The organism is Dyella sp. (assembly GCF_051962475.1).
In the GTDB taxonomy this organism is placed as follows: Bacteria; Pseudomonadota; Gammaproteobacteria; order Xanthomonadales; family Rhodanobacteraceae; genus Dyella_A.
The window spans coordinates 1-26461 of record NZ_JBQCCF010000023.1; the positions used below are offsets into that span (position 1 = coordinate 1).

At 66.9% G+C, this 26461-nt stretch carries 15 protein-coding genes; 5 read left to right on the plus strand and 10 right to left on the minus strand.

Going from position 1 to position 26461, the window contains the following annotated elements; all coding sequences use genetic code 11:
• Together ACTHJF_RS05200 and ACTHJF_RS05205 are read right to left on the minus strand one after the other, a co-directional pair.
• A partial coding sequence (locus ACTHJF_RS05200) for an amino acid permease (protein ID WP_440266178.1) occupies positions 1 to 1445 on the minus strand: 1445 nt, incomplete at its 3' end.
• A 108-nt stretch (positions 1446 to 1553) separates the two neighbouring features.
• Positions 1554 to 2840, minus strand: a complete 1287-nt coding sequence (locus ACTHJF_RS05205) for a sterol desaturase family protein (protein ID WP_440266179.1) — start codon at positions 2838 to 2840, stop codon at positions 1554 to 1556.
• Positions 2841 to 3133: 293 nt separating this feature from the next.
• Here ACTHJF_RS05205 and ACTHJF_RS05210 point away from each other — a divergent pair, with 293 nt between their 5' ends.
• From ACTHJF_RS05210 to ACTHJF_RS05230, 5 genes are all read left to right on the plus strand, one after another.
• Complete coding sequence (locus tag ACTHJF_RS05210; RefSeq protein WP_440266180.1) at positions 3134 to 4669, plus strand: efflux transporter outer membrane subunit; 1536 nt, start codon at positions 3134 to 3136, stop codon at positions 4667 to 4669.
• A gap of 11 nt (positions 4670 to 4680) precedes the next feature.
• Complete coding sequence (locus ACTHJF_RS05215) at positions 4681 to 5841, plus strand: efflux RND transporter periplasmic adaptor subunit (RefSeq protein WP_440266181.1); 1161 nt, start codon at positions 4681 to 4683, stop codon at positions 5839 to 5841.
• 10 nt (positions 5842 to 5851) lie between these two features.
• Entirely contained in the window at positions 5852 to 8911 is a 3060-nt protein-coding gene (locus ACTHJF_RS05220) for an efflux RND transporter permease subunit (protein WP_440266182.1), read from the plus strand.
• Positions 8912 to 9305: 394 nt separating this feature from the next.
• Positions 9306 to 12314, plus strand: a complete 3009-nt coding sequence (locus ACTHJF_RS05225) for a TonB-dependent receptor (protein WP_440266183.1) — start codon at positions 9306 to 9308, stop codon at positions 12312 to 12314.
• A gap of 209 nt (positions 12315 to 12523) precedes the next feature.
• Complete coding sequence (locus ACTHJF_RS05230; RefSeq protein ID WP_440266184.1) at positions 12524 to 12946, plus strand: hypothetical protein; 423 nt, start codon at positions 12524 to 12526, stop codon at positions 12944 to 12946.
• Between the two features lie 57 nt (positions 12947 to 13003).
• On the opposite strand, the gene ACTHJF_RS05235 is transcribed toward ACTHJF_RS05230, so the two are convergent.
• The 8 genes from ACTHJF_RS05235 to glk form a co-directional block, all read right to left on the minus strand.
• Positions 13004 to 13723 carry a lysoplasmalogenase gene (locus ACTHJF_RS05235; RefSeq protein WP_440266185.1) on the minus strand — a complete coding sequence of 240 codons (720 nt, stop codon included), beginning with the start codon at positions 13721 to 13723 and terminating at the stop codon, positions 13004 to 13006.
• 78 nt (positions 13724 to 13801) lie between these two features.
• On the minus strand, positions 13802 to 16138 hold the full coding sequence (locus tag ACTHJF_RS05240) for a TonB-dependent receptor (RefSeq protein ID WP_440266186.1): 2337 nt from the start codon (positions 16136 to 16138) through the stop codon (positions 13802 to 13804).
• Between the two features lie 178 nt (positions 16139 to 16316).
• The gene (locus tag ACTHJF_RS05245) at positions 16317 to 17654 is read right to left on the minus strand and encodes an alkaline phosphatase family protein (RefSeq protein WP_440266187.1); all 1338 of its coding nucleotides are present in this window, start codon (positions 17652 to 17654) and stop codon (positions 16317 to 16319) included.
• Between the two features lie 79 nt (positions 17655 to 17733).
• The gene (locus ACTHJF_RS05250; protein WP_440266211.1) at positions 17734 to 18783 is read right to left on the minus strand and encodes a glycerophosphodiester phosphodiesterase; all 1050 of its coding nucleotides are present in this window, start codon (positions 18781 to 18783) and stop codon (positions 17734 to 17736) included.
• Between the two features lie 114 nt (positions 18784 to 18897).
• The gene (locus ACTHJF_RS05255) at positions 18898 to 19986 is read right to left on the minus strand and encodes an acyltransferase family protein (RefSeq protein ID WP_440266188.1); all 1089 of its coding nucleotides are present in this window, start codon (positions 19984 to 19986) and stop codon (positions 18898 to 18900) included.
• An 81-nt stretch (positions 19987 to 20067) separates the two neighbouring features.
• Positions 20068 to 22398, minus strand: a complete 2331-nt coding sequence (locus ACTHJF_RS05260; RefSeq protein WP_440266189.1) for a beta-N-acetylhexosaminidase — start codon at positions 22396 to 22398, stop codon at positions 20068 to 20070.
• A 167-nt stretch (positions 22399 to 22565) separates the two neighbouring features.
• Positions 22566 to 25256 (minus strand): TonB-dependent receptor, encoded by a 2691-nt coding sequence (locus tag ACTHJF_RS05265; RefSeq protein WP_440266190.1) that lies wholly within the window; start codon positions 25254 to 25256, stop codon positions 22566 to 22568.
• A 146-nt stretch (positions 25257 to 25402) separates the two neighbouring features.
• Positions 25403 to 26449 (minus strand): glucokinase, encoded by a 1047-nt coding sequence (glk, locus tag ACTHJF_RS05270; protein WP_440266191.1) that lies wholly within the window; start codon positions 26447 to 26449, stop codon positions 25403 to 25405.
• Positions 26450 to 26461: the final 12 nt, after the last annotated feature.

Genomic DNA, 26461 nt, shown 5'->3' on the forward strand with positions numbered 1-26461 from the left:
AAGTACAACGCCAATCCGATCACCAGCCAGACCACGAAACGGTCGATGGTGATGCCGGCGAGGCCACCGATCAGGTGGAAGTGTGCGTCGCTGTACCACGGCCAGCCGATGATCAGGAACAGCGAGAACAGCATGCCCAGCGGCGCGACGATCCAGATCGCAGGGGTGCGGAAACCACGCCGCACGTCGGGTCGCCGCACGCGCAGCACCAGCACCGCCAGGCAGATCACGATGAACGCCGACAACGTGCCGATGTTCACCAGTTCCGCCACTTCGTTGATCGGCAGGAAGCCTGCGACCACCGCGCTGAACACGCCCAGGATCACGGTGGGTCGATACGGCGTGCCATGACGTGGATGCACGCGCGCAAACCAGCGTGGCAAGAGGCCGTCGCGCGACAGCGCGAACCAGATGCGCGCCGCGCCGAGCATGAAGGCGAACATCACGCTGGTGATGCCGGCGATCGCCGCGACCGAAATGATGCCGCGCACCCAGTCCAGACCCAGCGCCTTGAACGCCGCATCCACCGGCGCGGCGCCGCTGAGTTGGTCGTACGGCACCATGCCGGTGAGCACCAGCGATACCAGGATGTACAGCGCCATCGACACCGCCAGCGAGAGCAGCACGGCGCGTGGCAGGTCGCGCTGCGGGTTCTTAGATTCCTCCGCCGCCGTGGTCAGCGTGTCGTAACCGAACACTGCGAAGAACACGATGCTCGACGCGGCCAGCACGCCACCCCAGCCGTAGCTGCTGATGCCGTCCTTGACCACCGCGGTGGGAATGAACGGGTGCCAGTTGGCCGTGTTGACGTAGAACGCGCCCACGCCGATCACCAGCGCCACGCCGATCACCTTGATGGTGACGATGACGGTGTTGGCCCGCGCGCCCCACTCGGTCTTCACCGTGAGCATCCAGGCGATCAGCAGCGAGATCGCCGCGGCTATCACGTTGAACACCTTGCCGCTGTCCGGGTGCTGCGGATCGTAGGCGCCCTGCGCCCATACCGGCAGCGACACGCCGAAGATCTGCTCGATCAGCGCCTGCACGTAGCCGGACCAGCCGATCGCCACCACGCCCACGATCAGCGCGTACTCGATCAGCAGATCCCAGCCGATGATCCAGGCGAACAGTTCGCCCAGCACCGCGTAACCGTAGGTGTAGGCGCTGCCGGTGACCGGGATCATCCCGGCGAACTCGGCGTAGGCCAGCGCGGCGCACGCGCTGCCCAGGCCCGCGATGATGAAACTGAGCACCACCGCCGGGCCGGCGTTCGCCGCGGCCTGCTGGCCGGCGAGCACGAACACACCCACGCCGATGATGGCGCCCACGCCGATCGCGGTGAGCTGCCAGAGCCCCAGTACGCGGCGGAAATCACCGCGGTTACCGGCCTCGGCCTGCAGCTGCTCGATCGACTTGTGGCGCACCAGCTTGGCTAGAAAACCCATCATGCATCCCCTTGATACCGACGTGTAACAGCCGATGACTATAACAACGATGTCCGCGAAAACATTCACGGACATCTAACAAAATCAATTATTTGGGCGTATAGATGGCTATTTGGAAGCGGCTGCGCGCGCCCCACCCATGGCCATGGCGCCCGTGCCGGAAGGGCTGTCGGCGCCACGCGTCACCCACGCCAGTGCGAGCGCACTGGTGCCGAATACCAGCGCGAAAGCCAGCCGCACCGGCGCCCCGTCGAGGCCGAACCAACGCCCCAGCAGCACCGGCACCACAGCCAGCGCGACCACTCGCGCGGCCTCCAGCCACACCGCGCCGCGCCGCCCTTCCCACCACGCCCCAAGCACGGTGAGGCTCAGCGCGATCACCACCGCATACCCCAGCAGCACGCCCAGGCGGGCCTGTGTCGCCAGGCCGAGGAAGTGCGTGGTCATACCCAGCAGCAGTGCGAACTGCGCCAGTCCGTAGACAGCACGGCGACGGGTGAGCGGCGGGTCGAAACGTTCGCGGGCGAGGTCGAAGGCCGGCTTGGGAAAGCGTGCCGCCACGTCGGCCGGTCGCCAGCCCGGCGGGCGGAACCAGATCTGCAGCTTGTCGCGCCAGCGCGTCGCCCGACGCGCCTCCTGCCAGGTGGCCCAGTACACCTCCAGGTTCGCCCACAGCGGATTGAAGCTGCGCAGCGGCGCGCGCGTGCCGTAGATCGGACGATCGTTGTCGTCTTCTTCGACGAAGCTGCCGAACAGGCGGTCCCACAGGATCAGGATGCCGCCGTAGTTGCGGTCGAGGTAGCGGTCGTTCACCGCGTGGTGCGCGCGATGGTTGGAGGGCGAGCAGAACACGCGGTCGAACCAGCCGAGCTTGCCGACCTGCTCGGTATGCACCCAGAACTGGTACAGCAGGTCGATCAGCGCCACGGCCACGAACACGCTTACCGGATAGCCGAGCAGCGCCATCGGCAGGTAGAACAGCCAGCCCAGCAGGCCGCCGGTGGCGGTCTGGCGCAATGCTGTGGAGAGGTTGTAGTCCTCGCTCTGATGGTGCACCACGTGCGCGGCCCAGAGGATGTTCACCTCGTGCCCCATACGGTGCAGCCAGTAATAGAGGAAGTCGTACAGCAGCAGGCCACTGACCCACACCCACCAGGCGTCGGCCGGCAACGCGAACAGCGCCACGTGCTCCACGCACCACGCGTAGACACCGACCGTAAGCACCTTGAGGAATACCCCGACCAGCTGCGAGATCACCCCCAGCCCGATACTGGTGACGGCATCGTTGCTGCGGTAGGCGCGCTGGCCGCGCAGCTTCGCCACCAGCAGCTCCACGCCGATCAGGGCGAAGAACACCGGGGTGGCAAAGGTGATGACGGTTTCAGCGGAAATCATCGCGCGCGCTCGGCCGGGGCAGCATAGTTGGAGGGGCAGCGCACGGGCTTGCTCCGTGCGCTGCGATCATCATAGCCATGCGGACGGGGCCGGTTGTCGAAACAGAGGGGCGTGGTTCGTCGCCATGCAGACACCACCTCCCTCACCCCTCACTCCTCCGCGGATAGATACACATGCCGACGATTTTTCATGTGAGGTTTGTCACCCGTTGCTTGTTACTTGCGACATGCATAACTGAACTGATTGGTATGCTAATGTCGCGCCTCCTCAGGACTCCACCCAGGTTACCGCCCTTGTCCCGTCTTCGTGCTCCCAAGACGCTCCCGCCGCTCGCCCGGAGCGCGCAAATAATTGCGGCGCTGGCGCTTCCCCTTTGGCTCGCCGGCTGCGCCGTGGGCCCGGATTACCGGCGTCCCGATGCACCCGTGGTGGACCGCTACACGCCGGCGCCCTTGCCCGCGGCGACGACCGACGCGGCCACGCCCGGCGGCGACGCGCAGCAGTTCCTGGCCGGGCGCGACGTGCCGGCGCGCTGGTGGACCTCCTTCGGCAATGACGAGCTGAGCCGACGCGTGTGGATGGCGCTGCGCCACAGCCCGTCGATCGACTCGGCCCAGGCCGCCCTGCGCCAGGCGCAGGAGAACGCCAGCGCGGCGCGCGGCGGACTGTTCCCGTCGGTCGACGCCAGTCTCGGCGCCACGCGCGAGAAGCAGTCGGCTGCAGCGTCCGGCGTGCCGGGCGCCGTGGGTCCCTTCACCCTGTACAACGCGTCGGTCAGTGTGGGCTACGCGCTCGATCTGTTCGGCGGCGTGCGGCGCGGCATTGAGGCCCAGCTGGCGCAGCGCGACTACCAGCAGGCGCAGCTCGACTCCACTTATCTGACCCTGGCCGGCAACGTGGTCACCGCCTCGCTGCAGGAGGCCTCGCTGCGCGAGCAGATCCGCGCCACCGAGCAGATCGTCGACTGGCAGCGCAAGACGCTGGACATCGCCAGCACGCAGCAGCAGATCGGCGCCAAGTCGCTGTCGGACACGCTGGCCGTGCGCGCTCAGCTGGCCACCACCGAGGCGACCTTGCCGCCGCTGCGCGCCCAGCTCGCCGCCACCCGCAACCGGCTGGCGACCTACCTCGGCACCACCCCGGCGCAACTGGACGCCGCACCGCTGACGCTCGATGCGGTGCGACTGCCGAAGGACATCCCGGTGAGCCTGCCCGCCCAGCTGGTGGACCAGCGTCCGGACATCCGCGCCGCCTCCGCTGCGTTGCATACGGCTTCGGCCCAGGTCGGCGTGGCCACCGCCGCGATGCTGCCGCAGATCACCCTGTCCGGCAGTGCCGGATCGCAGGCCTTCAGCCGCGGCGATCTGTTCTCCGCCGGCACCGGCGCGTGGTCGCTGGGGCTGGGCCTCACCCAGCCGCTGTTCCACGGCGGTGAGCTGCTGCACAGGAAGCGGGCCGCGCAGGCGGGCCTCGACAAGGCCGCCGCCGACTGGCAGCAGACCGTGCTGACCGCCTTCCAAAACGTGGCCGACGCGCTGCAGGCGCTGCAGTACGACGCGCAGACGCTGGCCGCCCAGGCCACCGCCGAGCAGGCCGCTTCGCAGCGGCTGGATCTGACCCGCGAGCAGTACCGTCTCGGCGCCACCGGCTACCTCAACCTGCTCGATGCCGAGCGCAGCTACCAGCAGGCGCGCATCACGCTGATCCAGGCGCGTACCGCGCGACTGTCCGATACCGCCGCGCTGTACACCGCGCTCGGCGGTGGCTGGCGCCAGGACGCCGCCGCACCGATGGCCACTTCCGCTTCCCCTTCCAACGTTTCCCGATAAGGAATTCGCGCATGACGACACGCGCAGACAAGAAGCCCAGCACGCTCAAGCGGATGATCTGGGTGATCCTGGGCACGCTCGCCCTGATTGCAGTGATCGTCGGCATCAAGGTGCTGCTGGTCATGCGCATGATCCACTCCATGCCCCAGCCCGGCCCGGTCACCGTGAGCACGGTGAAGGCGGCCGAGCAACCGTGGCAACCCGCGCTCAACGCGGTCGGCACGCTGCGCGCCGCCAACGGTGCGGATCTCGCCGCCGAGGTGGCCGGCCTGGTCACCGACGTGAACCTGAAGTCCGGCCAGGAAGTGAAGAAGGGCCAGCTGCTGGTGCAACTGCGCGACGGCGACGAGGTGGCACAGCTGCAGCAGCTGCAGGCGAACGCCGAGCTGTCGAAGATCACCCTGGAGCGCGCGCGCAAGCAGCTCGCGGCCCAGGCGATCAGCCAGGCCGATTTCGACACCGCGCAGGCCGATACCAAGGCGCGGCTGGCGGCCGTGGCCCAGCAGCAGGTAGTGATCGCCAAGAAGCAGCTGCGTGCGCCGTTCGACGGCCGCGCCGGCATCATCACGATCAGCCCGGGCGACTACCTCGCCGCCGGCACGACGGTGGTGACGGTACAGCAGCTCGACCCGCTGTACGTGGACTTCAACGTGCCGCAGGGCGAGCTGGGCCGGCTCAAGGTGGGCCAGCCGGTGACGCTCACCCTGGACGCCTACGCCGGGCGCAGCTTCAGCGGCAAGCTCAGCGCGATCAACCCGAAGGTGGATACCAGCACGCGCAACGTGCAGGTGGAGGCCACCGTGCCCAACCACGACCAGACGCTGACCCCGGGCATGTTCGCCAAGGTGAGCGTCGATGTGGGCCAGCAGCGCACGCAACTGACGCTGCCGCAGGCGGCGATCGTCTACAACCCGTACGGCGACACCGTGTACGTGGTGCAGCCGTCCAAGGGCAAGGACGCCAAGGGCAAGCCGAACCCGCCCACGGTGAAGCAGGCCTTCGTCACCACCGGTGACAGCCGAGGCGACCAGGTGGCCATTCTCAAGGGCATCAGCGCCGGCACCGAAGTGGTGACCAGCGGCCAGATGAAGCTCAAGAACGACGCGCCGATCACCGTCGACAACCGCGTGCAGCCGGCCGACAGCGCCAGCCCGACGCCGCAGGAGCAGTGAGCCAGCGCCCATGAAATTCACCGACCTGTTCATCAACAAGCCGGTCCTGGCGATCGTCGTCAGCCTGCTGATCCTGGTGCTCGGCCTGAAGGCCGTCACCAGCCTCACGGTGCGCCAGTATCCGGAGACCGAGAACGCCACCGTCACCGTCAGCACCGCCTACTACGGTGCCGACGCGCAGACCATGGCCGGCTTCATCACCCAGCCGCTGGAGCAGGCGATCTCGCAGGCGCAGGGCATCGACTACCTGTCCTCCACCAGCGTGCAGGGCGTGTCGACCATCACCGCCACGCTGCGCCTGAACTACGACGCCAACCGCGCACTCACCGAGATCACCACCCAGGTGAACTCGGTGAAGAACCAGCTGCCGCAGCAGGCGCAGCAGCCGGTGCTCACGGTGCAGACCGGTGAAACGGTCGATGCGATGTACATGGGCTTCTACAGCGACGTGCTGCCCACCAACAACATCACCGACTACCTCTCGCGCGTGGTCAAGCCCAAGCTGGATTCGATCTCCGGCGTGCAGACCGCCGAGCTGCTCGGCGCGCGCAACTTCGCGCTGCGCGCCTGGCTGGACCCGGCCAAGATGGCCGCCCACGGCGTGACCGCGGCGGACGTCAACAAGGCGCTGGCGGCGAACAACTATCTCGCCGCGGTGGGCTCGTCCAAGGGCCAGGCAGTCACGGTGGACCTCACTGCTGCCAGCGACCTGCATACGGTGGACGAGTTCAAGCAGCTCGCGGTGAAGCAGGACAAGGGCGCCATCGTGCGCCTGGAGGACGTCGCCACGGTGACGCTGGGCTCGGACAGCTACGACTTCAACGTGGCCTTCAGCGGCAAGCGCTCGGTGTTTATCGGCATCAAGGTGGCGCCGGACGCCAACGTGCTGGACGTGGCCAAGGCCGTGCGCGATGCGTTCCCCGAAATCCAGCACCAGCTTCCCAGCGGCATCACCGGCGAGATCGTCTACGACGGCACCGAGTTCGTGAACAGCTCCATCGACGAGGTGGTCAAGACCCTGGTCGAAGCGTTGGTGATCGTCACGCTGGTGATCTTCCTGTTCCTGGGCAGCCTGCGCGCGGTGATCATCCCGGTGATCGCGATGCCGCTGTCGCTGGTGGGCACCTTCTTCGTGATGCTGGCGCTGGGTTACTCGATCAACCTGCTGACCCTGCTGGCGCTGGTGCTGGCGATCGGCTTGGTGGTGGACGACGCGATCATCGTGGTGGAGAACGTCGACCGCCACATGAAGGAGGAACACAAGACACCACTGCAATCGGCGCTGTTGGCCGCGCGCGAGCTGGGCGGACCGATCCTGGCGATGACCGTGGTGCTGATCGCGGTGTACGTGCCCATCGGCTTCCAGAAGGGCCTCACTGGCGCGCTGTTCACCGAGTTCGCCTTTACCCTCGCCGGCGCTGTGACCGTCTCGGCGGTGGTGGCGCTCACGCTGTCGCCGATGATGTGCGCGAAGTTCTTCCGCGCCGAGCAGGACGACGGGCGCTTCGTGAAGTTCATCGACCACCAGTTCGAGCGCGTGCAGCACGGTTACAAGCGCTTGCTGCATGGCACGCTGTCGACCTGGTCGGTGGTGATCGTGATGTCCGCCCTGCTGTTGCTGGCGACCGTCGCGCTGGGCATGACGGCGCAGTCGCAGCTGGCTCCGGAAGAGGACCAGGGCATCGTGGCCGGGCAGATCGTCGGCGCGCCGAATGCCACCGCGCAGCAGATGAACGTGTACGCCGAGCAGATGTTTGCCGCGGCGAAGAAGCTGCCGGAATACGAGCAGATGTTCCAGCTCACCGGCGTGCCAACCACCAACCAGGGCATCGGCGGCGTGTTGTTCAAGCCGTGGGATCAGCGCAGCCGCTCGGCCCAGCAGCTGCAACAAGAGCTGCAGCAGGCCTGGAACGGCATCGCCGGTGCGCAGGTGGCGGCGTTCCAGTTCCCGCCACTGCCGGGCGCCTCGGGTCTGCCGATCCAGATGGTGATCACCACCACCGAGCCGTTCGAGAACCTCAACGAGGTGGCCAGCCAGGTGCTCGCCAAGGCGCAGGCCAGTGGCAAGTTCTACTTCATCGACTCGGACCTGAAGGTAGACAAGCCGCAGGCGACGGTGTCGTTCGACCGCGACATGATTACCTCGCTGGGGCTGACCCAGCAGGACATCGGCGCCTCGCTGGGGGCGGCGCTGGGCGGCGGCTACGTCAACTACTTCTCGATCTCCGGCCGCTCGTACCGGGTGATCCCGCAGGTACTGCAGGCCGACCGACTGAACCCGCACCAGGTGCTGGACTACTACATCAACACCCCGGGCGGCGAGGTGATCCAAGCCTCCACGGTAGCGAAGATCAAGCACCAGGTGGTGCCGCGTTCGCTCAATCACTTTCAGCAGTTGAACTCGGCGACCATCTCCGGCGTGTCCGGCATGTCGCAGGGCGATGCGCTGAAGTACCTCAGCGACCTGGTGAAGGAAGTCGCGCCTACCGGCTACACCGTGGACTACGCCGGCCAGTCGCGGCAGTTCACGCAGGAATCGGGCGGCTTCGGCGGCACTCTGCTGTTCGCCGTGATCATCGTGTTCTTGGCGCTGGCCGCGCAGTTCAACAGCCTGCGTGATCCGATCGTCATCCTGGTGTCGGTGCCACTGGCGCTTTTCGGCGCGCTGATCTTCGTCAACCTGTTCACCAGCCTCAACATCTACACCGAGGTGGGCCTGGTGACCCTGATGGGCCTGATCTCCAAGCACGGCATCCTGATGGTGGAGTTCGCCAACCATTCGCAGCTGGCGGGCATGAGCAAGCGCGAGGCGATCGAGCACGCCGCCGCCGTGCGCCTGCGCCCGATCCTGATGACCACCGCGGCGATGGTGCTGGGTGTGGTGCCGCTGGTGATCGCCTCCGGCGCCGGTGCGGCCGGACGCTTCAATATGGGCCTGGTGATCTCCACCGGCCTGGCGATCGGCACGCTGTTCACCCTGTTCGTGGTGCCGGCGTTCTACATGCTGCTGTCCACCGACCATCACGCTGACCAACCGTCGGATGACCCTCAGCCGCTGCTGGAGGCCTGAATCCCCTTCAGGGGATCGTCATGAGGCACCAAAGAGGCGCGGGCAACCGCGCCTCTTCGTATGTCGTGACCTCGACAAATCTGCTACTCGGCCGCCGCTGACGCGAGAATGTGGGCACCGCCGGATCAGGATCGGCACGTGGGAATGGCGCCAACAGCGGCGCGCCGATTCATGCCAGCGGGAACTTTTCCGCGTATACACGGATTGCATGTCTTTAGCTGGCTTGCACTGAAGGGCAACCTTGGCTTAACGTCGGCGTTACATCGTCGATCCCCCAAGCTAGACGATGCCGTGGTGCGCCACCTTCCCCAAGGCAGCGTTCCGTCTCCAAGCCATCTGGCCCAGCACGCAGGTGCTGGCCCACGGCTATTGTTTGTCTGGAGTTCAAACAACAATGAAGCACACTTTGTTTAATCGCCGCTCGGCGCTGGCGTTGGCCGTGGGCATGAGTCTGGCTGGCGCAGCGTTTGGCCAGGCCACCACGGGTGCCATCTTCGGCCAGGTGCCCAATGGTGCCGGCCAGACCGTGAAGATCGACAGCGAGTCGGGCTTCTCCCGCCAGGTCACCGTGGACGCGTCCGGCCGCTACTCGGCCAGCTCCCTGCCGGTGGGTAACTACACCGTCACCCTGCTGAAGGACGGCCAGACCGTCGACTCGCGCAACAATGTCTCGCTGCGTGTGGGCGGCGGCGTCGAAGTCGACCTGGGCGCCTCGGCGAACAATGCGCAGCAGCTGAGCGCCATCTCGGTGTCGGCCAACGCGCTGCCCTCGATCGACGTCACCTCGGTCGACTCGCGTACCGTGATCACCTCGCAGGACCTTCAGCGCCTGCCGCTCAACCGCACCGCCGAGTCCATCGCACTGCTCGCACCCGGCACCGTGGCCGGCAGCGGCTACTTCAACAACGCCGTGTCGTTCGGCGGTGCGGGCGTCAGCGAGAACGCCTATTACATCAACGGCTACAACACCACCAATCCGTTGAACGCCCTGGGTGGTGTTGGCCTGCCGTACGGCGCCATCGACCAGCAGCAGGTGCTGACCGGCGGCTACAGCGCCAAGTACGGTCGCTCCGACGGCGGCGTGATCAACCAGGTCGGCAAGCGCGGCACCAACGAGTGGCACTTCGGTGCGCAGGTGGTGTGGTCGCCAAAGTACGCAGCCGCCGATCCGGCCTACGTGTACTTCCCCAATCAGCGCCTGCCCAACGGTTACACCTACCAGGACGGCAGCCTGCCGGGCTCGGTGTACCGCTCGCGCAAGGATAACGGCAGCTGGGAAACCACCTATAGCGCCTACGTCGGTGGCCCGCTGATCAAGGACAAGTTGTTCTTCTTCCTGGCCGCTGAGGCGGACAAGGAGCAGGGCAAGTCGACCTCGTCGATCCAGTCTTCGAATCCGAACAACCTGTACTACCAGTACAGCCGTCCGAAGGTGTACGCGAAGCTCGACTGGAACATCAACGACAGCAACATCCTGGAGCTGACCACGGTCGACAACAAGGATGAGTACGCCGGCCAGCTGTACCAGTACGACTACAGCACCGGCAAGACCGGCAGCTTCATCGGCAACGACACCTCGACCAAGATGTCGTCGCGCTACTACATCGGCAAGTACACCAGCTACATCACCGATGATCTGACCTTCAGCGCGCAGTACGGCTGGAGCAAGAACGAGGATTACTCGGCCGTGCCGGGTGCGAGCGACCAGCCGTACCTGTACACCTCATACAACCAGAACCCGGCATACACCGGTGGGTCGCCGATCCGCAACGGCCAGACCGCGCTGTACGCCAAGGATCCGAGCGCACAGAACAAGACCCACGGCCTGCGTGCCGACCTCGAGTACCGTCTCGGCGACCATACGCTGTCGGCCGGTATCGACAACATGTACTACGGCTCCTCCAACGAGGGCCAGGGCATGACCGGCCCGGGTTACGCGTGGATCTACGGCAAGACCAATGCCCCCGACGAAGCACTCGACGCGGGTCTCGGCGTTGGTGCCCCGGGCGGTGATGGCTACTACGTCGATCGCTACATCCTCGACAACATCACCAGCATGTCGGTGAAGCAGAAGGCGTACTACCTGGAAGACTCCTGGCAGGTCAGCAGCAACGTCCTGCTGAATCTCGGCCTGCGCAACGACAAGTTCACCAACTACAACAACCTCGGCCAGGCCTACGTCAACAACGACAACCAGTGGGCTCCCCGCCTGGGCGCGAGCTGGGACGTGTTCGGTGATTCCTCGCTGAAGGTCTACGGCAACCTGGGTCGCTACTACCTGGCGCTGCCGGCCAGCGTGGCGATCCGTGGTGCCTCGGCCTCCACGTTCACCGACGAATACTTCACCTACACGGGCATCGATGCCAACGGCAACCCGACCGGCCTGACCTCCATTGGGCCTGGCCCGGTGTCGTCCAACAACGAGTACGGCGTCTCGCCGGACCCGCAGACCGTGACCGCCACCAACCTCAAGTCGCAGTACCAGGACGAGGTGATGGTCGGCTTCGACAAGGCTCTGGGTCAGCAGTGGGTGACCGGTGCCAAGCTGACGTTCCGCAAGCTGCAGACCGCCATCGACGACGTTTGCGACATCCAGCGCCTGGCCGACAAGGCCGACTCGCTGGGCATCGACTCCAGCAAGCTGGACTTCCGCGGTTGCTACATCTTCAACCCGGGCGAGACCAACACCTTCAAGGTCAACTATGCCGATGGCTCGGGTTCCGAGCTCATCCGCATGACCAAGGAAGACTGGGGTTTCAACGAGGGCGCCAAGCGCAAGTACTACGCGCTCGACATGTACCTGGAGCATCCGTTCGACGGCAAGTGGCAGGCCCGCGTTGACTACACCTTCTCCCGTAGCTACGGCAACACCGAGGGACAGGTGAAGTCCGACATTGGCCAGGACGACGTCTCCAAGACGCAGGACTGGGACACTGCCGCACTGATGGACCACTCCTACGGCCTGCTGGCGAACGACCGCCGCCACCAGCTGAAGGTACGTGGCAGCTACCAGCTCAATCCGGAGTGGATGCTGTCCGGCGCCCTGCGCGTGCAGTCCGGCGCACCGAAGAGCTGCCTGGGTTACTACGGCACCAACGAGTCCGATCCGAGCAGCTACAAGTCGAGCTACCACTGGTGCGCCGGCTCCCCGTCGGCTCCTGGCGATGCGGGCCGCAACCCGTGGACCAAGAAGCTCGACCTGAGCGTGGCCTATCGTCCGGCGTTCGCGGATCACAAGCTGGCTTTCAGCCTGGATGTGTTCAACGTGCTGAACGAAACCAAGGCACTGCAGTCCGATGCGACGTTCGAGGCTGCCAAGTACACGGTCTCCAACACGTACAACCAGGGCATCTACTTCGAGGCCCCGCGTTATGTGCGTCTGAGCGCTTCGTACGATTTCTGATCGTGCGGGCGGAGGCCGGGACGATGTCCCGGCCTCTTTCGAGCTGTATCGACGCCGCCCGGCAACGGGTGGCGTTTTTTTTGGTGCGCGTGATCCGGAGGCCGATCGCCTGCACCTGTGACCCGCGCGGTGCACTTGACGGGAGATCGGCATCCGGCGGTCTAATCCTGCCGCCGGCCAATCGAGCCGGGTCCTTCGAGGAGCACGTCATGAACAAGCCTCCTACCTGGTTCTACGTTGTCGCTGCGCTCGCCCTGCTGTGGAACCTCGCCGGCTGCACGGCCTTCGTGGCCGACCTGCAACTCACCCCCGAGGACCTTGCCCGGCTGCCCGAAGCACAGCAGGCGCTGTATAGCGAACGTCCGCTCTGGGCTCTCGTCGCCACCGGCGTCGCGGTCATCGGCGGCGCACTGGGATGCCTCTGCCTGTTGCTGCGCAAACGCTGGGCCACCGGCCTGCTCATCGCCTCGCTGCTGGGCGTGCTGGCGCAGGACGTCGGCCTGTTCGTCATGATGGACCACCTGAAGGCCGCCAGCGGCGTGGCGCCGTTGCTGCAGGGCGTGGTGCTGCTCGTGGCGATCGGCCTGGTGCCGTTGGCCGGCTACGCGAATGCGCGCGGCTGGACGACGTGAACCCATACCGGCGATGCGCAAAAGACGCCCGCCGGCCGCGCACTCACCCGCGCATGGTCAGCGCCCGCGTTCGGATTCGCGCCCGACCGACCCGGCGATCAGTCCGATCGCCGGATAGTAGGTGCCGAGCACCCATAGCGCCGACAGCGGCAGTGCATGGCGGAACCGGTCCCACGCCAGCAGGCTGTCGCTGACCATGAACAGCAAGGCACCGATCGCGGCGCGAAGCGCGGGGTGCGCCAAGGCGTCGGCCATCGCCGCATGCTGCCGGGCACGACCCACCGCCTGCCCCGCCATCGTTGCCAGTACCAGCGCGTAGATCATCACCGGCGCCCGCAGCGTGGAAGCGACATACGGCCAGAGCAGCCACAGCAGGCCGGCCGCAGCCAGCAGACAGGCGAGCCAGGCCCGCGGACGCACGGCGAAGCGGCTGTCGTCCAACCACGCGGTAAGGAAAGAAACGTGAGCGAGCAGGAATGCGGCCAACCCCGGCACGAAAAAGTCGCCCGGAAGCATCAGCAATACGTCACCGAGCAAGGCGAAGCCCAAGCCGGCAAGCACCCGCCGGCGATAGCGCGCGGACAACGGCCACGGCGTGTGCCAGGCCATCGCGATGACTAACATCGTCGCCAGCGGCTTGCACGCCCAGTGCAGCACACGCCAACGATCGGCGGCACCTGGTGCGCCCATCAAGCCGCCAAGAACGGCGCCGGCCGCCGCGGCTGCGATGACCAGAGCGAGCAGGGAACGCGGACTCCCGCGACGAGCGTCGGCCATGCCGGAGATCCTTCGGGACAGGTCCGCTCGATCATAGCGCCGCCCGGTCCAACGCCGGGCCGGGCGGCACATGAACGCTTAGAACCGCACGGTCGCCGTCAGCATACTGGCGCGCGGGGCCCCGGCGAGCAGCGTCTGGAAGGTGCCGCCGGCATCACTGACCACGAAGCCGTTGGAGCCGATGGTGCCGAAATAGCGCTTGTTGGCCAGGTTGGTGACGTTGAGCGCGAGCTTGATGTCCTGCGCAAACCCTAGCTTGCCGAAGTCGTAGCCCACCGCGGCATTGAACAGCCAGTACGACGGCACGCCGGCGTCGTTGATGTAGGTGTAGTAGCGCTTGCCGGTGTAGTGGGCCGACAGACGCAAGTCCCACGGGCCCGGCGTCCACACCAGCTCCGAGGCGATCAGCTGCTTCGGGCTGTCGACCACGGTCTTGCCCTTGGTGGGCACCACGATCGGATTGTTCTGCGCGTCGAAGCCGCTGACGTAGTCGTTGTCGTAGCGCGAGCGGTTGTAGGAGAGCGAGTTGGACCAGTGCAGGTCGTCGGCCAGCTTGAAGTTCACCGCCAGCTCGGCACCACGGCTGCTCACCGAGCCCACGTTGGCGTAGCCGCTGGCGCAGCCGACGATGCCGGCGCACTGCGAGATCACCAGCAGGCGGTTGTCGAACTTCACGTCATACAGCGCCAGCGAGGCCTGGTAGAAATCGCCGACCTGGCGCAGGCCGCCCTCGATGGTGCGCGATTGCTCGGGCTTGAGCTGCTTGCCGAAGGTGTCGAAGGCGACCTGGGCGGTGGCCAGCGGGCCGGTGATGCCGGCCTGGTAGGCGGCGATGTTCTTGGCGTAGGAGCCGAACACCTCCAAGCCGCCGCCGAGCTGGTAACTGGCGCCGATCTGCGGCAGGAAGTTCTTCTTGGCGGTGAGTGAGCCGTTGGCGTAGTCGCCGGGTGTGCCGTAGCTCAGCGTGCCAGGCACCGAGCGCGCGGTGACCTTGCTATGCGGGGACTTGAAGCCCACGTCCACGCTCAGGCGATCATCCAGCAGCTTGAAGCTGTCCTGCACATAGAACTGGCGCGTGGTGGTTTCGTAGTGCTGGTAGAACTGGCGCAGGTTCGGATCTTCAAGGAAGTAGTTGTCGCTGACCGGACCGCTGACGTAATAGTAGTTGCGCTGCACGTTGTGGTTGGAGTCCTCGTACCAGAAGCCCGCCTCCACGTGATGGATACCGATGTCCCAGCTGAGCGCTGCGGTGAGGCCGCCGCGGTCGATGCCGTACTCGGTGGTTCGGATCGAGATCGGCGCCTGCTGCGGCGTGCCCGGATAGGACGGCACGTACGGCGTCCACCAGTGACCCTGGCCGCGATCGTTGTGGTAGTAGCCGGTGGCCTTCAGGCGCACGGCGTCGCTAAGCGCGAAATCACCGAACACGCTGGCCACGGTGTCGTCGCGCAGCCCGCTGGCGTCGTAGTAGGCGTCATCCACGCTCTGTACGTTGCCGTCGTTCACCGTGCCGGTGGTCTGGTATTGGGTGGCCACGGCCACGGCGCGGTTCCAGTCGGGGCGGAAGTTGTCCCAGTTCCAGCCGTTGCGCTTTTCCAGCGCGAGCGAGAGATCCTGGTAATCGTTCTCGTGGCGGCTGGAGGTGGTGAGCAGCGCGCCGACGCGGCTGTCGTCGCCGAAGTCGTACACCGCCTTGCCGTTGAACTGCTTCTGCGTCTGGTCGCCCTGGCCCTTCCACTTGTCCACGGTGGCGTACGCACCGGACAGGTACATGGCAAAGCCGTGGTGGTCGCCGGTGTCGAGCCGCGCGTAGGTGCGGCGGGCCGAGTCGGTGCCGATGCTCTGCGCCACGGTGACGCCGTAGTCGGGCGTGGGATCGGCCGAGTAGAACTGCACCGTGCCGCCCAGATCGCTGGTGGACGCCGTGCCCAGCGAGCCGATGCCTTCGGCCAGCTCGGCGCCGCCGAGGTTCTCCGCGATCAGCGCGCGGCTGATGTGCAGGCCGTTCTGGTTGCCGTAGCTCATGTCGCCCAGCGGGATGCCGTCCAGCGTGAAGCCGAGGCGGTTCTGGTTGAAGCCGCGCAGGCTGATGCGGGTGGACCACTCGTAGTTGCCGAACGGATCGGCCGACTCGAAGTGCACGCCCGGCTTGCCCTCGAGCACCTTCAGCGGGCTGCTGCCCGGCGGCAGCACCTTCACGTCTTCGCTGGTGATGCGCTGCACCTGGCGCGACTCGCCCTGGCCGATCACCGACACGGTCTGCAGCTGCTTGACCTTGCTGGCGTCGGCGGCGGCATCGGCGGGCGCCGCATCCGTGGCGCTGGGCGTATCGGTAGCCAGCACGCTTCCCTGCAGCGCGGCGAAAAGGGCAAGCGCCAGCACGGCGCGACGATGGGAGATCAGACGGTTCGACATGCGTGCACATCCTCGTCGCGGGGGCGCAAGCCCTCGCGGCATCAGTGGAAAAGGGAACCTGCGACCGTCCCGTCGGAACGGATCGCGAAAGCATGGGTGGCGCGTGTGAAGCGGCGCTTACACCGGCGTGTCAGCGCATTTGGATGGCTAAACCGTTCTGTCACATCCGCCGGATCATTCAGTGCGCCGGCGCGAGCAGCGCATGTCCTTGCGCCGTGGGCAGCGCCACGCCGAGGTAGCCGGCCAGCGTGGGCGCGATGTCGCGCATGTCGACCACGCCGAGGTCGCGCCCAGCCGGTACGCCCGGGCCTGCGATCAGCAAGGTGGCGCGCTGATCGGGGCGTGACGGGTCATAGCCGTGCATGCCGTGGTAGTGCGAGGGTGCCGGCAGCGGCGCGTCCACAGTGATACCCAGCTCGTAACCGGGTTTGAACACCACGAACCAGCTCGCCTTGTCGCTGCCGCCCTTGGCCAGCAACTGTGGACGATCGAGGATCTCGGCGATGCCATAGGCCGGATCCTGGCGCAGACGATCGAGCAGCGCCTGCACGCGTACCTTCACCGATGCATTGGAAGGATCACGCAACACGATGGCCGCGCTGCCGCCGTCGTTCCACACCGCCGCCTGCCAGTCGGTAATGGCGCCATCCTTCAGCGTCACCAGGCCTTCCTTGAGGAACGGCGCGTACAGGTTCACGTCCTGCGTGACCGGCGCAAAGCCGTGGTCGGACACGACCGCGACCACGCCGTCCGGATGCACGCGGCGCGCGGCATCCGCCACTTCGCCGACCAGCGCGTCGATCTGCTCGAGCACGCGGTTGGCGTCGGGCGCGCCCGGACCCTTGGCGTGCTCCTCGTGATCGAGCGCGGCGAAGTAGACGGTCATGAACTGCGGCTGGTGCAGTTCGAGCAGCTTCACTGCGAAGCGGGCGCGCGCCTGATCGCCGTCCAGCTCCTCGTTGATGCCCTGCGGGTACGGGCCCAGGTCCTTCTCCAGCACCGGCAGCAGGCCAGGCGTGGCCAGCGCGGCGAGCAGCTTGCGGTCATCCTCGGTACCGGTGCGCCAGATCTGTGGCAGGTTCCAGTCCACGCCCACCGCGCCCACGCTTACCGGCCAGTGCACGTTGGCGGTGGAGAGCCCCGCGTCATGCGCGGCCTGCCACAGCGTGGGCACCTTGATGTCGCTGGCGTACCAGTCCCAGCCGAGCTGATTTTTGTTGAGCGGGTCGAAGCTGAGGTTGCCGCCCACGCCGTGCACTCGCGGCGACACGCCGGTGAGCAGGGTGACGTGGCTGGGGTAGGTGAGCGTGGGCAGCACGCCGGTGACCCCTTCGGCGTAGGCACCATCGCGCACGAAGCGCGTGAGGTTGGGCAATGCCAGGCCGCGCTCCTTCGCGTGTAACACGTCAGCCGGGCGCAGCCCGTCGATGGAGATCAGCAGGACCGGCGTGGCGGCGGCCGGCAGGGTGAGCGCGAGGGCCAGCAGGCCCAGGTAGGAGCGAAACAGGCGAGGCATGGCGGCGATCCGGGAAAGGAAGCCGCGCATGCTTGCCGTCACGCGCTACACCGCGGTGACAGCCACGTGTCCGCCCGCGTCAGCGCGCGTCGACCGCCTGCCGCCCCAGCGCCGGATCGTCGGTGAAGAACGCATCGATGCCGGTGTCCAGATACACCTTCAGCTGCGCCAGCATGCCCGCCGCATTGAAAGTGCTCGGGTGGTCGCCCTGCCAGAAATCCTTCGCCAGGAAGGTGTTCTCCGGGCGAAAGGTGTACGGGTGCACCGCGAGGCCCGCGGCGTGCGCGTCGTGTACGAGCGTGGTGGGCGTGCCGAGGTGGCCGTCGGCGGTATACGGGATGATCGCGTGGTAGTCGGGACCGATCGCGTCGGCATACTGCGCGATCGCCTTGAGCCCCGCCGGGGCGATCATCTGCGCGTAGGTGAGCGCGCCGCCGGCGGCCAGCACGTCGCCCGGGTGCATCGCCGGTTCGTCGATCAGCTGCAGCAACGTGATGTTGGGGTGCGTCTTGCCCAGCTTGCCGCGCAGGTACTTCAGGTTGGCGATCTCGAACGACTGGATCTCCACCGGCGCGGTGCGCGTGTACGCATGCGCGGCCAGCGTGGCGAGCAGCGCGTCTTCCATCGGCAGGCCGATGTGCTGGAAGTAGGTGCCGTGCTTGATCTCCGGGATCAGCCCGATGACCCTCCCGCGCGCGGCCGATTCGGCGGCGACGAAGTCGATGATTTCGTCCAGCGTGGCGATCTGGAACTGGCCGTCGTAGGCGGTGCCGCGCAGTTCGGGTAGGCGCTCGCGGGCGCGCAGGGTTTTCAGTTCGGCGAGGGTGAAGTCTTCGGTGAACCAGCCAGTGACCCGCTGGCCGTCGATCACCTTGGTGGTCTTGCGCGAGGCGAACTCGGGATGGTTCGCCACGTCGGTGGTTTCGGCGATGTTGTTCTCGTGGCGCGCCACCATCATGCCGTCCTTCGTCATCACCAGGTCCGGCTCGATCACGTCGGCACCGTCGGCGATCGCCTTGGCGTACGAGGCCAGCGTGTGCTCGGGCCGCAGCGCGCTGGCGCCACGGTGGCCGATCACCCGCACCTTCGATGCGAGCGGTTTCCCGGCGGCGTGCACAGCGTTAACCATCGGCAGCAGTCCGAGCAGGAGGGTGAGACAGATCAGGCGACGCATGGGCCACTCCGGAGGCAAACGCGTCTTGTAGACGGCCCGTCTTACAGCACGATGGCACGACCGGCGAGGTTACAGCTTCAGGTGGATGCCGCGTCGGTCCATCGCCCACACGATCACCCACCACAGCGCGACAAAGGCGATCGCCCAAGCCAGCGACGCCCCATACGGCCCGGCCAGCGGCGTGATCCAACGCGCCAACCCACCGGTGTACAGCAGTTGCTGCGCGCCCGTGGCCGGCAGCAGGATCTGCATCAGTTCCGAGCCGGCATACGCTGCGATGGCGTTGACGCCGAAGCGGCGACCGATCGGCGGGAAGTCGCGACGATCGACGGCGTCATGCGCCAGCCCCAGCGCGAGCATCGCCCAGCCGCCGGTCCACAGCACGAACGAGGGCGTCCACAGATTCTTGTTGAAAGGCAGCACCAGCGACCATGCCCAGCCCCCCACCAACAAGGCGACGCCCACCGGCCACAGGCGCCGCGCACGTCCGGCGCACAGCCAGCGCCCGGCGATCAAGCCAAGCAGCGTGGTGGCCAGCGACGGCAGCGTGCCGAGCAGTCCTTCCGGGTCATGGCCACGGCCGCTGGCCGGGTCGATCTGGTAGACGAAGCGGCCGAACAGCGCGCTGTCGCTTCTGCTGACCAGGTTGTCCCACGGCGCCAGCGTACCGCCCAGATGCAGCAACCAGGCGTAGCCGGCGAGGATCACCACGATCAACGCCCCCTGCGTCCACGCCCGCGTGACCAGCGCTAGCGGTGCGGCCAGCGCAAAGCACAGCGCAATCCGCTGCAGCACGCCTGGCAGTCGCAAGTGCGCGCCGGGCATCAGCCACGCGGCGAGCAGGTTGATCGCCAGGCCGAGCGCAAGGATGCGCAGCGCGCGCAGCCATGCACCGCGCAACACAGGTGCGCGCGCGTCGCCCCGTTCGAGCTTCGGTCCGAAGGCGAGCGCGATCGACACGCCCACGGTGAACAGAAAGAACGGGAAGATCAGGTCGGTCGGCGTGCAGCCGTGCCACGACGCGTGCTCCAGCGGCCAGTACACGTGCCCCCAGTCGCCCGGATCGTTGACCAGCAGCATGGCGGCCACGGCGAGGCCGCGCAGGGCATCGACGGAGGCGAAGCGTGGGCCGGATGGATGGACGGTGGCTTCAGGCATGGCTCGGATGGTTGTCAGTCATGCGCCGGATCGCAGCAGCCGAAACTGCCTTGAGTGCAATCGCCGGCTCGATCCCCCGCCTCACTTCGCGCCCTCCCCCAGCTCCACCCGGTCGAACGCATGCAGCGGACCGTCGGTGGGTGCGGTGAGGATGAGGCAGAGGTCGTGTCTGCCCGTGGTCGGCGTTATGGCAGCGTCGAACTGCTGCGAGCGCGGCGAGCGTGCCGGATCGGGCAGCGGCCAACGGGCCAGCACGGCGCCCTCGCAGCCGTCCACGTGCGCCACCAGCTCGCCGAACGGCGTAGCGCGGGGGCGCTGCACGACCAGCTTGGCCTCGTGGGCGAGCGCGTAGTTGTTGGGCAGCCGCTGCAGGGTCACATGCAAGGCGTCGATGCCGTCGAGCGGTGCACCCTGCCACTGCTGACAGCTGTTGAACAGCGGCACGGTATAGACAGGTGTCAGCGTGATGGCATCCGGTTCGGGCTGCACGCGCAGGCGGAACGGGCTGCCGGAGCAATTAGTGAGCTCGCTGCCGCTGCGGGTGAGCAGCGAGGCGCGGTCGATCACCTGCGTGCGCGGCGCGGCCAGCGCCTCGCCACCGGGCGCGAAGGCAGTGGCGCGCACCGTCGCCGGCAGCGTTACCTCGAACGGCGCGACATACGCGGGCGACGTCGCGCCGGGTGCGCTGCCGTCGAGCGTGTAGCGCAGCGTACCGAAGTCCGCCTGGTTGGCGATGCGCACCTGCGTGCGCCCGTGGGCCAGCGCGGCGCCGGCATCGACCGTGATCGCGGGGGCAAAGGCGCTGTCGGCATAGCCGATACCCGTAGCGCGATAGTGCGCCAGCTGCACCGGCAGGCGGGCGAGGAAGTCGGGCCAGTTGCGCCGCGCAAGCGGCGTCCAGGTGGCTTCGGCCAGCGCGTCCAGACGCGGGAATACCGCGTGCTCGATGTGCGCGAAGCTCGGCATGTGCTCGGTCCACACGTTCGCCTGGGCGCCCAGCACGTGCGCGGCCTGCGCCGCGTCGAGCGCCTTGGGGATCGGCTCGAAGGCGTAGATGTCGGCCAGCGACTTCACCGGCAGGCGGCCGGTGGTCTCGTCCGCGCGATCGCTCTGCAGCTGGTCGAAGTACAGATCGGGCGCCGGCGACAGCACCACGTCGTGGCCCTTCTGTGCGGCGGCCACGGCGCCCTTGCTGCCGCGCCAGGACATCACCGCGGCATTACCGGGCACGCCGCCGTCGAGGATCTCGTCCCAGCCGATCATGCGCCGCCCGTGGGCGGCGAGGTAGCTGCCGAGCTGATCCATGAACCAGCTTTGCAACGCGTCGTCGCTGGCCAGTCCCAAGCGCTTGCGCTGCGCCTGCACGGCACGCGAGGCCTGCCATTCGTCCTTCACCGCCTCGTCGCCGCCGAGGTGGATGAAGCGCGAGGGGAACAGCGTCATCACCTCGTCCAGCACGTGCTGCATGAAGCGCACCGTGGCGGGGCTCGGGTTGTACAGCGTGGTGTTGACGCCCCAGTCGGTCGATACGGCAACGCGCTTGCCGGTGACGCCCAGGCGCGGATACGCCGCCACCGCCGCGGTGGCATGGCCGGGCATGTCGATCTCCGGCACCACCGTGATCTGCCGCGCGGCGGCGTAGGCGACGATCTGGCGGATCTCGTCCTGCGTGTAGAAGCCGCCATAGCGCTTGGGCTCGCCGTAGCGCCCGGCATCCGGCGGCGTGCGCCAGGCCCCGATGCGTGTGAGCTCGGGATAGCGCTTGATCTGGATGCGCCAGCCCTGGTCGTCGGTGAGATGCCAATGCAGCACGTTGAGCTTGTGCTCGGCCATCTGCTCGATCAGCGTGCGGATCTCGTCCGGCGTCTGCATGTGACGCACCGAATCGAGCATCAGGCCGCGCCAGGCGAAGCGCGGCGCGTCGTCGATGGTGAGCGCGGGCAGCGGTGCGCCCGCCGGCACCGCGGTCACCAGTTGCCACAGCGTCACCGCACCGTAGAACAGGCCGGCATCGGTGCGCGCGCGTATATCCACGCCATCGGGCGTGACGGTAAGGCAATAACCCTCGTCCGCAGCGATCGTCGGATCGCGCACGAAGCGCACGGCGGCAGGCGCCGCGGTGGTTTGTTTGAGCATGAGCTGGCGGCTGGATCGCACCCGGTCTGCCAGCCACCGCGCCGCATCCCGAGCTGCCCCATCCTGCGCCGGCACGCTGATCGCCGCACCATCGCGCAGCTCGAAGCTGCCGTCAGCGCGGTGCAAGGACGCCACCTGCGGAATCAGCGCGATGGTCGGTGCGGCCGTGGGATCGGCGACGGACGACGGCGGCCGGACGGCGGACGGCTCGCATGCTGCAAGCGCGGCGGCGGTAGCAACCAGGACCAGGCGGACCAGCGGTGGGCATCGTGACATCGGGCGCTCCAGCGAAGGTGGCGGCAACGCGGCATGCTGCCACGCCGCCAAAAAAAACGGGCCCGAAAGCGTTCGGACCCGCGGGGAGAGAAGAAACCCAGGGAGGCGGCCATCCATGGCAGGGCCTGGCGCCGCGCCGGGGTCGAAGCGGCGCGGCGTCGGGCAGGTCAGAGCTTGAAGCGCAGGTTCACGTAGTACTGGCGGCCGTTGACATAGGTCGCGTGAGGCAGCTTGCCGATCGTGTCGCTCTTTACGTAGTAGCGGAGCTTGGGATCGTTGAGGTTCATCGCGTCCAGCGAGAGCGACATCCAGTCGGTGAGCTGCACGCCGAACGACGCCGCCAGGTTGCCGATACCCTGCTGGTAGAAGTTGTCGGTACGGCTCACGCCCGCGTAGAACTCCGAGCGATAGGTGTAGCTGATGCGGGCGTTGAAACGCTTGTTCTCGAAGTAACCCGACACGTTGTAGGTGTTCTTCGAGGTGCCCTGCAACGGCTGGTTACCGGTGGCGTGGCCGTCGGCATAGGTGTAGTTCGCCTGCACGCCGAAGTTGTCGCCGATCGGCTGGATGTAGTTCAGCTCCAGGCCGCGGACCTGACCGTTGGTGTTCTTCGGCACGCTGATCAGGTAGTCGGCGAACACGTCCTGGCCGGCATTGGTGCTGGCCTGGATGTCCTTGAAGGTGCGCACCTCGTTGCCGAAGTTGACGTAGTCCTTCAGGTTCATCGCATAGACGCCGGCCGACAGCAGCCCGCGCGGCGCGAAGTACCACTCCACCGAGGCGTCGAAGTTGCTCGAGATGAGCGGACGAAGTTTCGGGTTGCCACCGCTGCCGGTGTGCGTGAGGTCGTCGGCCGAGACGTAGCCGGCCAGAGCCGAATAGTCCGGACGCGTCATCGTCTGCGAGGCGGCGAAGCGGGCCACCCACTGGTCGTTGAGGTCGAACTTCAGGTTCGCGCTGGGCAGGAACTTGTCGTAGCTGTGCTCGTAGTTGTTCCAGTAGTAGGTACCGAAGGCGGAGCCGGTGATCGGCCCGCTGACGCGGGTGGCCTCGGCATCGGGAGCCGTGGAGGTGTATCCGATGTTCTCCTTGGTCTTCACGTAGCGCACACCGAAATTACCGCTGACGATGCCGGACTGGAAGTTCATCTGCACGTAGGCGGCGGAATCCTTCTCCTTCACGTTGTAGATGTCGTTGAAGTACAGGCGCGCGACCGGATCGCGGTTGGTGAACTTCGAGTCGAAGTCGGCCAGCTGTCCCGGCGAGTAGTACCAGATGTTCGACGGGAAGCTGCCGCCGAGCGAGCTGTTGAAGTCGCTCGGATAGTTCGACCAGCTGGTCGGATAGTTCGCCAAGTTGGTCCAGTCGCCGGCCGGACCCTGCGCCACTTCGAACGGATTGCCGCGCTCGTGCTTGGCGTAGCGGGCGCCGAACTCCAGCGAGGTCAACGCGCCGTCGTCAAAGTCGAGTTCGCCGTCGAACTGGGCCCAGTCTTCCTTGTCCTTCACCTTGATGCCCTGGCCGCCGAAGATCCAGCCGGCGGAAGGGTTGATCGCCGACGGCGTACTGTTGTCGCCGCCCATCGTCCAGTTGATCGGCTTGCCCAGGCCGCGGATGTCCCAGCTACCGCCGGCGCCGACGTTGGTGCCCAGCTCGATCACATCCTGGGTGGGGCTCGAACCAGTGCCGCGGGTGGTGCCGACCTGGCCCTTGAGGGTGAGGTGATCGGTGACGTTCCAGTCCGCATTCAGTGCCAGGTACTTCGACTCCGACGCCGCGCCAGGACGCGAGATCTGGTCATACACACCGTACGAACCGGTGCCGCCAGTGACCGAGCCACTGGTGACCACGCCGTTCTGGATCGAGTTGGCGGTGAGCACGCCGCCACCGCCGAGCGCGCTGCTGGTCCACAGCATGTAGTTGCGGTTGAAGTTGTCGGCCTTCAGCTTGGAGTAGAAACCGTTGAGGTCGAGCGTGAGGTTGTCGGTGGGCCGGATCTGGAAGTCGACCACGCCGCCCTTGCGCTCGCGCGTCTGGGTGAACAGGGTCGAGCCGATCTCGTTCGGGTAGTACACGGTCTGGCCGTCGAGCGTGGTCGGGTTGTAGCCACCCACGACCTCTTGACCGTTGCGCTGCAGGCTGCGCTTCTCGTAGAAACCCTGCACCATGATGCCCATGGTGTTGGCGTCGTTCTTGTAATTGAACAGGCCGCTGAACTGCGGCTTGGTGTCGCTGGGCAGATCGGAATAGACGCCACCTACCGAGGCTTCGGCGGTGAACGGCTTGGCAAACTCCAGCGGCTTGCGCGTAATGATGTCGACCGAGCCGGCCGCACCGCCCTCGACGATCTTCGCCTCGGACGTCTTGTGCACCACCACCTGGCTGACCACTTCGGACGGCAGCAGGCTGTAGCTGACGCTGCGGCCCACAGTCTGCACCTGGCTCAGCACGAACCAGTCGCCGGTGCCGATGTTGTGACCGTTGACCAGCGTCTGGGTGAGGCTGGGGTTGGTGCCGCGCAGGCTGACGCGGTCGCTCTCGTCGAAGCCGCCTTCGCTGGCGCTGGACGAGCTGATGTTCACGCCCGGCAGGCGCTGCAGCGTGTCGGCCACGTTCTTGGCCGGCAGCTTGCCGATGTCCTCGGCGGTAACGATCTCCACGTGCGAAGCGGCGTCCTTCTTCAGCGCCAGCGATTCCGCCTCGCTGTCACGGATGCCGGTGACGGTGATGGTGGCCAGCTCCTTGGCCTTTTCCTTGCGCGGCGTGGTGTTCTGGCTGGCGTCCTGCGCCTGCAGCGTTCCGGCCAGGCACAGTCCGGCGATGATGCTCGCGGCTAACAGCGTTTTGCGATGTGACATGGTGTCCTCCCCTCAGAGCCAGGTCGGCAACGGTTGTTGTGTGTGTCGAGCTACCGCGGCCGGTGAAGTTGCTGGGCAATTGCCCGGTGGTATGGAACGTCGCTTGCGTGGGTGTTGCGTTTCAAAAACGTCGGATCGTCGTCAAGTCAGCGCAGTTCGGCGGAATGGCCGTCCAGATACAGCCCCGCCGCGCCGATCACGCCGTGCTGGCCGTGCTCCATCAGGCGTACCGGAACCTGTTGCAGATAGGCGTGCATCACGCCCTTGTTGAAGAAGCGCGCGGCGAAGGTGCTGGTCAGCAGCAGCTCGCGGATCTGCGGCAGGATCCCGCCGGCGAGAAACACGCCGCCGCGCGCGCCGTAGAGCAGCACCAGGTCGCCGACGAAGCTTCCGAGCAGGCCGCAGAACATCTCGAGCGCTTCGACGGCCGCCTCGTCGGAACGGCCCAGCGCGCTGCGCGTGACCTCGGCCGGCAGCGCGAGCACCGGTACGCTGCCGCGCAGCTCGCACAGCGCGCGATACAAGTTGATCAGCCCGGGGCCGGACAACGCGTGCTCGAACGACACGTGCGAGCGCTCGCGCGCCAGGATGCGCAGCACCGCGATCTCGCGCTCGTTGCCCGGCGCCAGCGCGATCTGCCCGGCCTCGGTGGCGAGCACGCTGGGACCGTGCGCGCCCGGCAACAGCACCGCCGAACCCAGCCCGGTACCCGGGCCCATCACCAGCACCGGACCGGCGGCAGCCGGGGCGGTGTTGTCGATCACGCTCAGCGTGTCGGCGCGGGTGAGGAACTGGGTGGCGTAGGCCACGGCCTCGAAATCGTTGATCACCGCGAGCTGGGCCAGTCCGAGCCGCTCGCGGATCTCGCGGATCGACACCGGCCAGGGCAGGTTGTCGTTGACGATGGCGTCGCCCAGCACGTAGCCCGCGCTGGCCACCGCGCAGCGCTCTATCGGCGCAGCGGGCGCCACGTGCGCCACGAAATCCTCGAGTACGGCGGTGAGGCTCGGCCACTCGGCGCAGGCGTAGCGCTGGTAGGCGTGCACGCTCACCGGCTGTGCTTCACCGGCCGCACGACTGACCAGGCCGATGCGCGCGTGGGTGCCGCCGACGTCGGCGGCGAGGAACGGCCGCGCGGCCGCCGTCGTCACCGCTGCACTCGTCACTGCGCTGTGTCCCGCCACTTCCGCCACGCCGGATTCCCC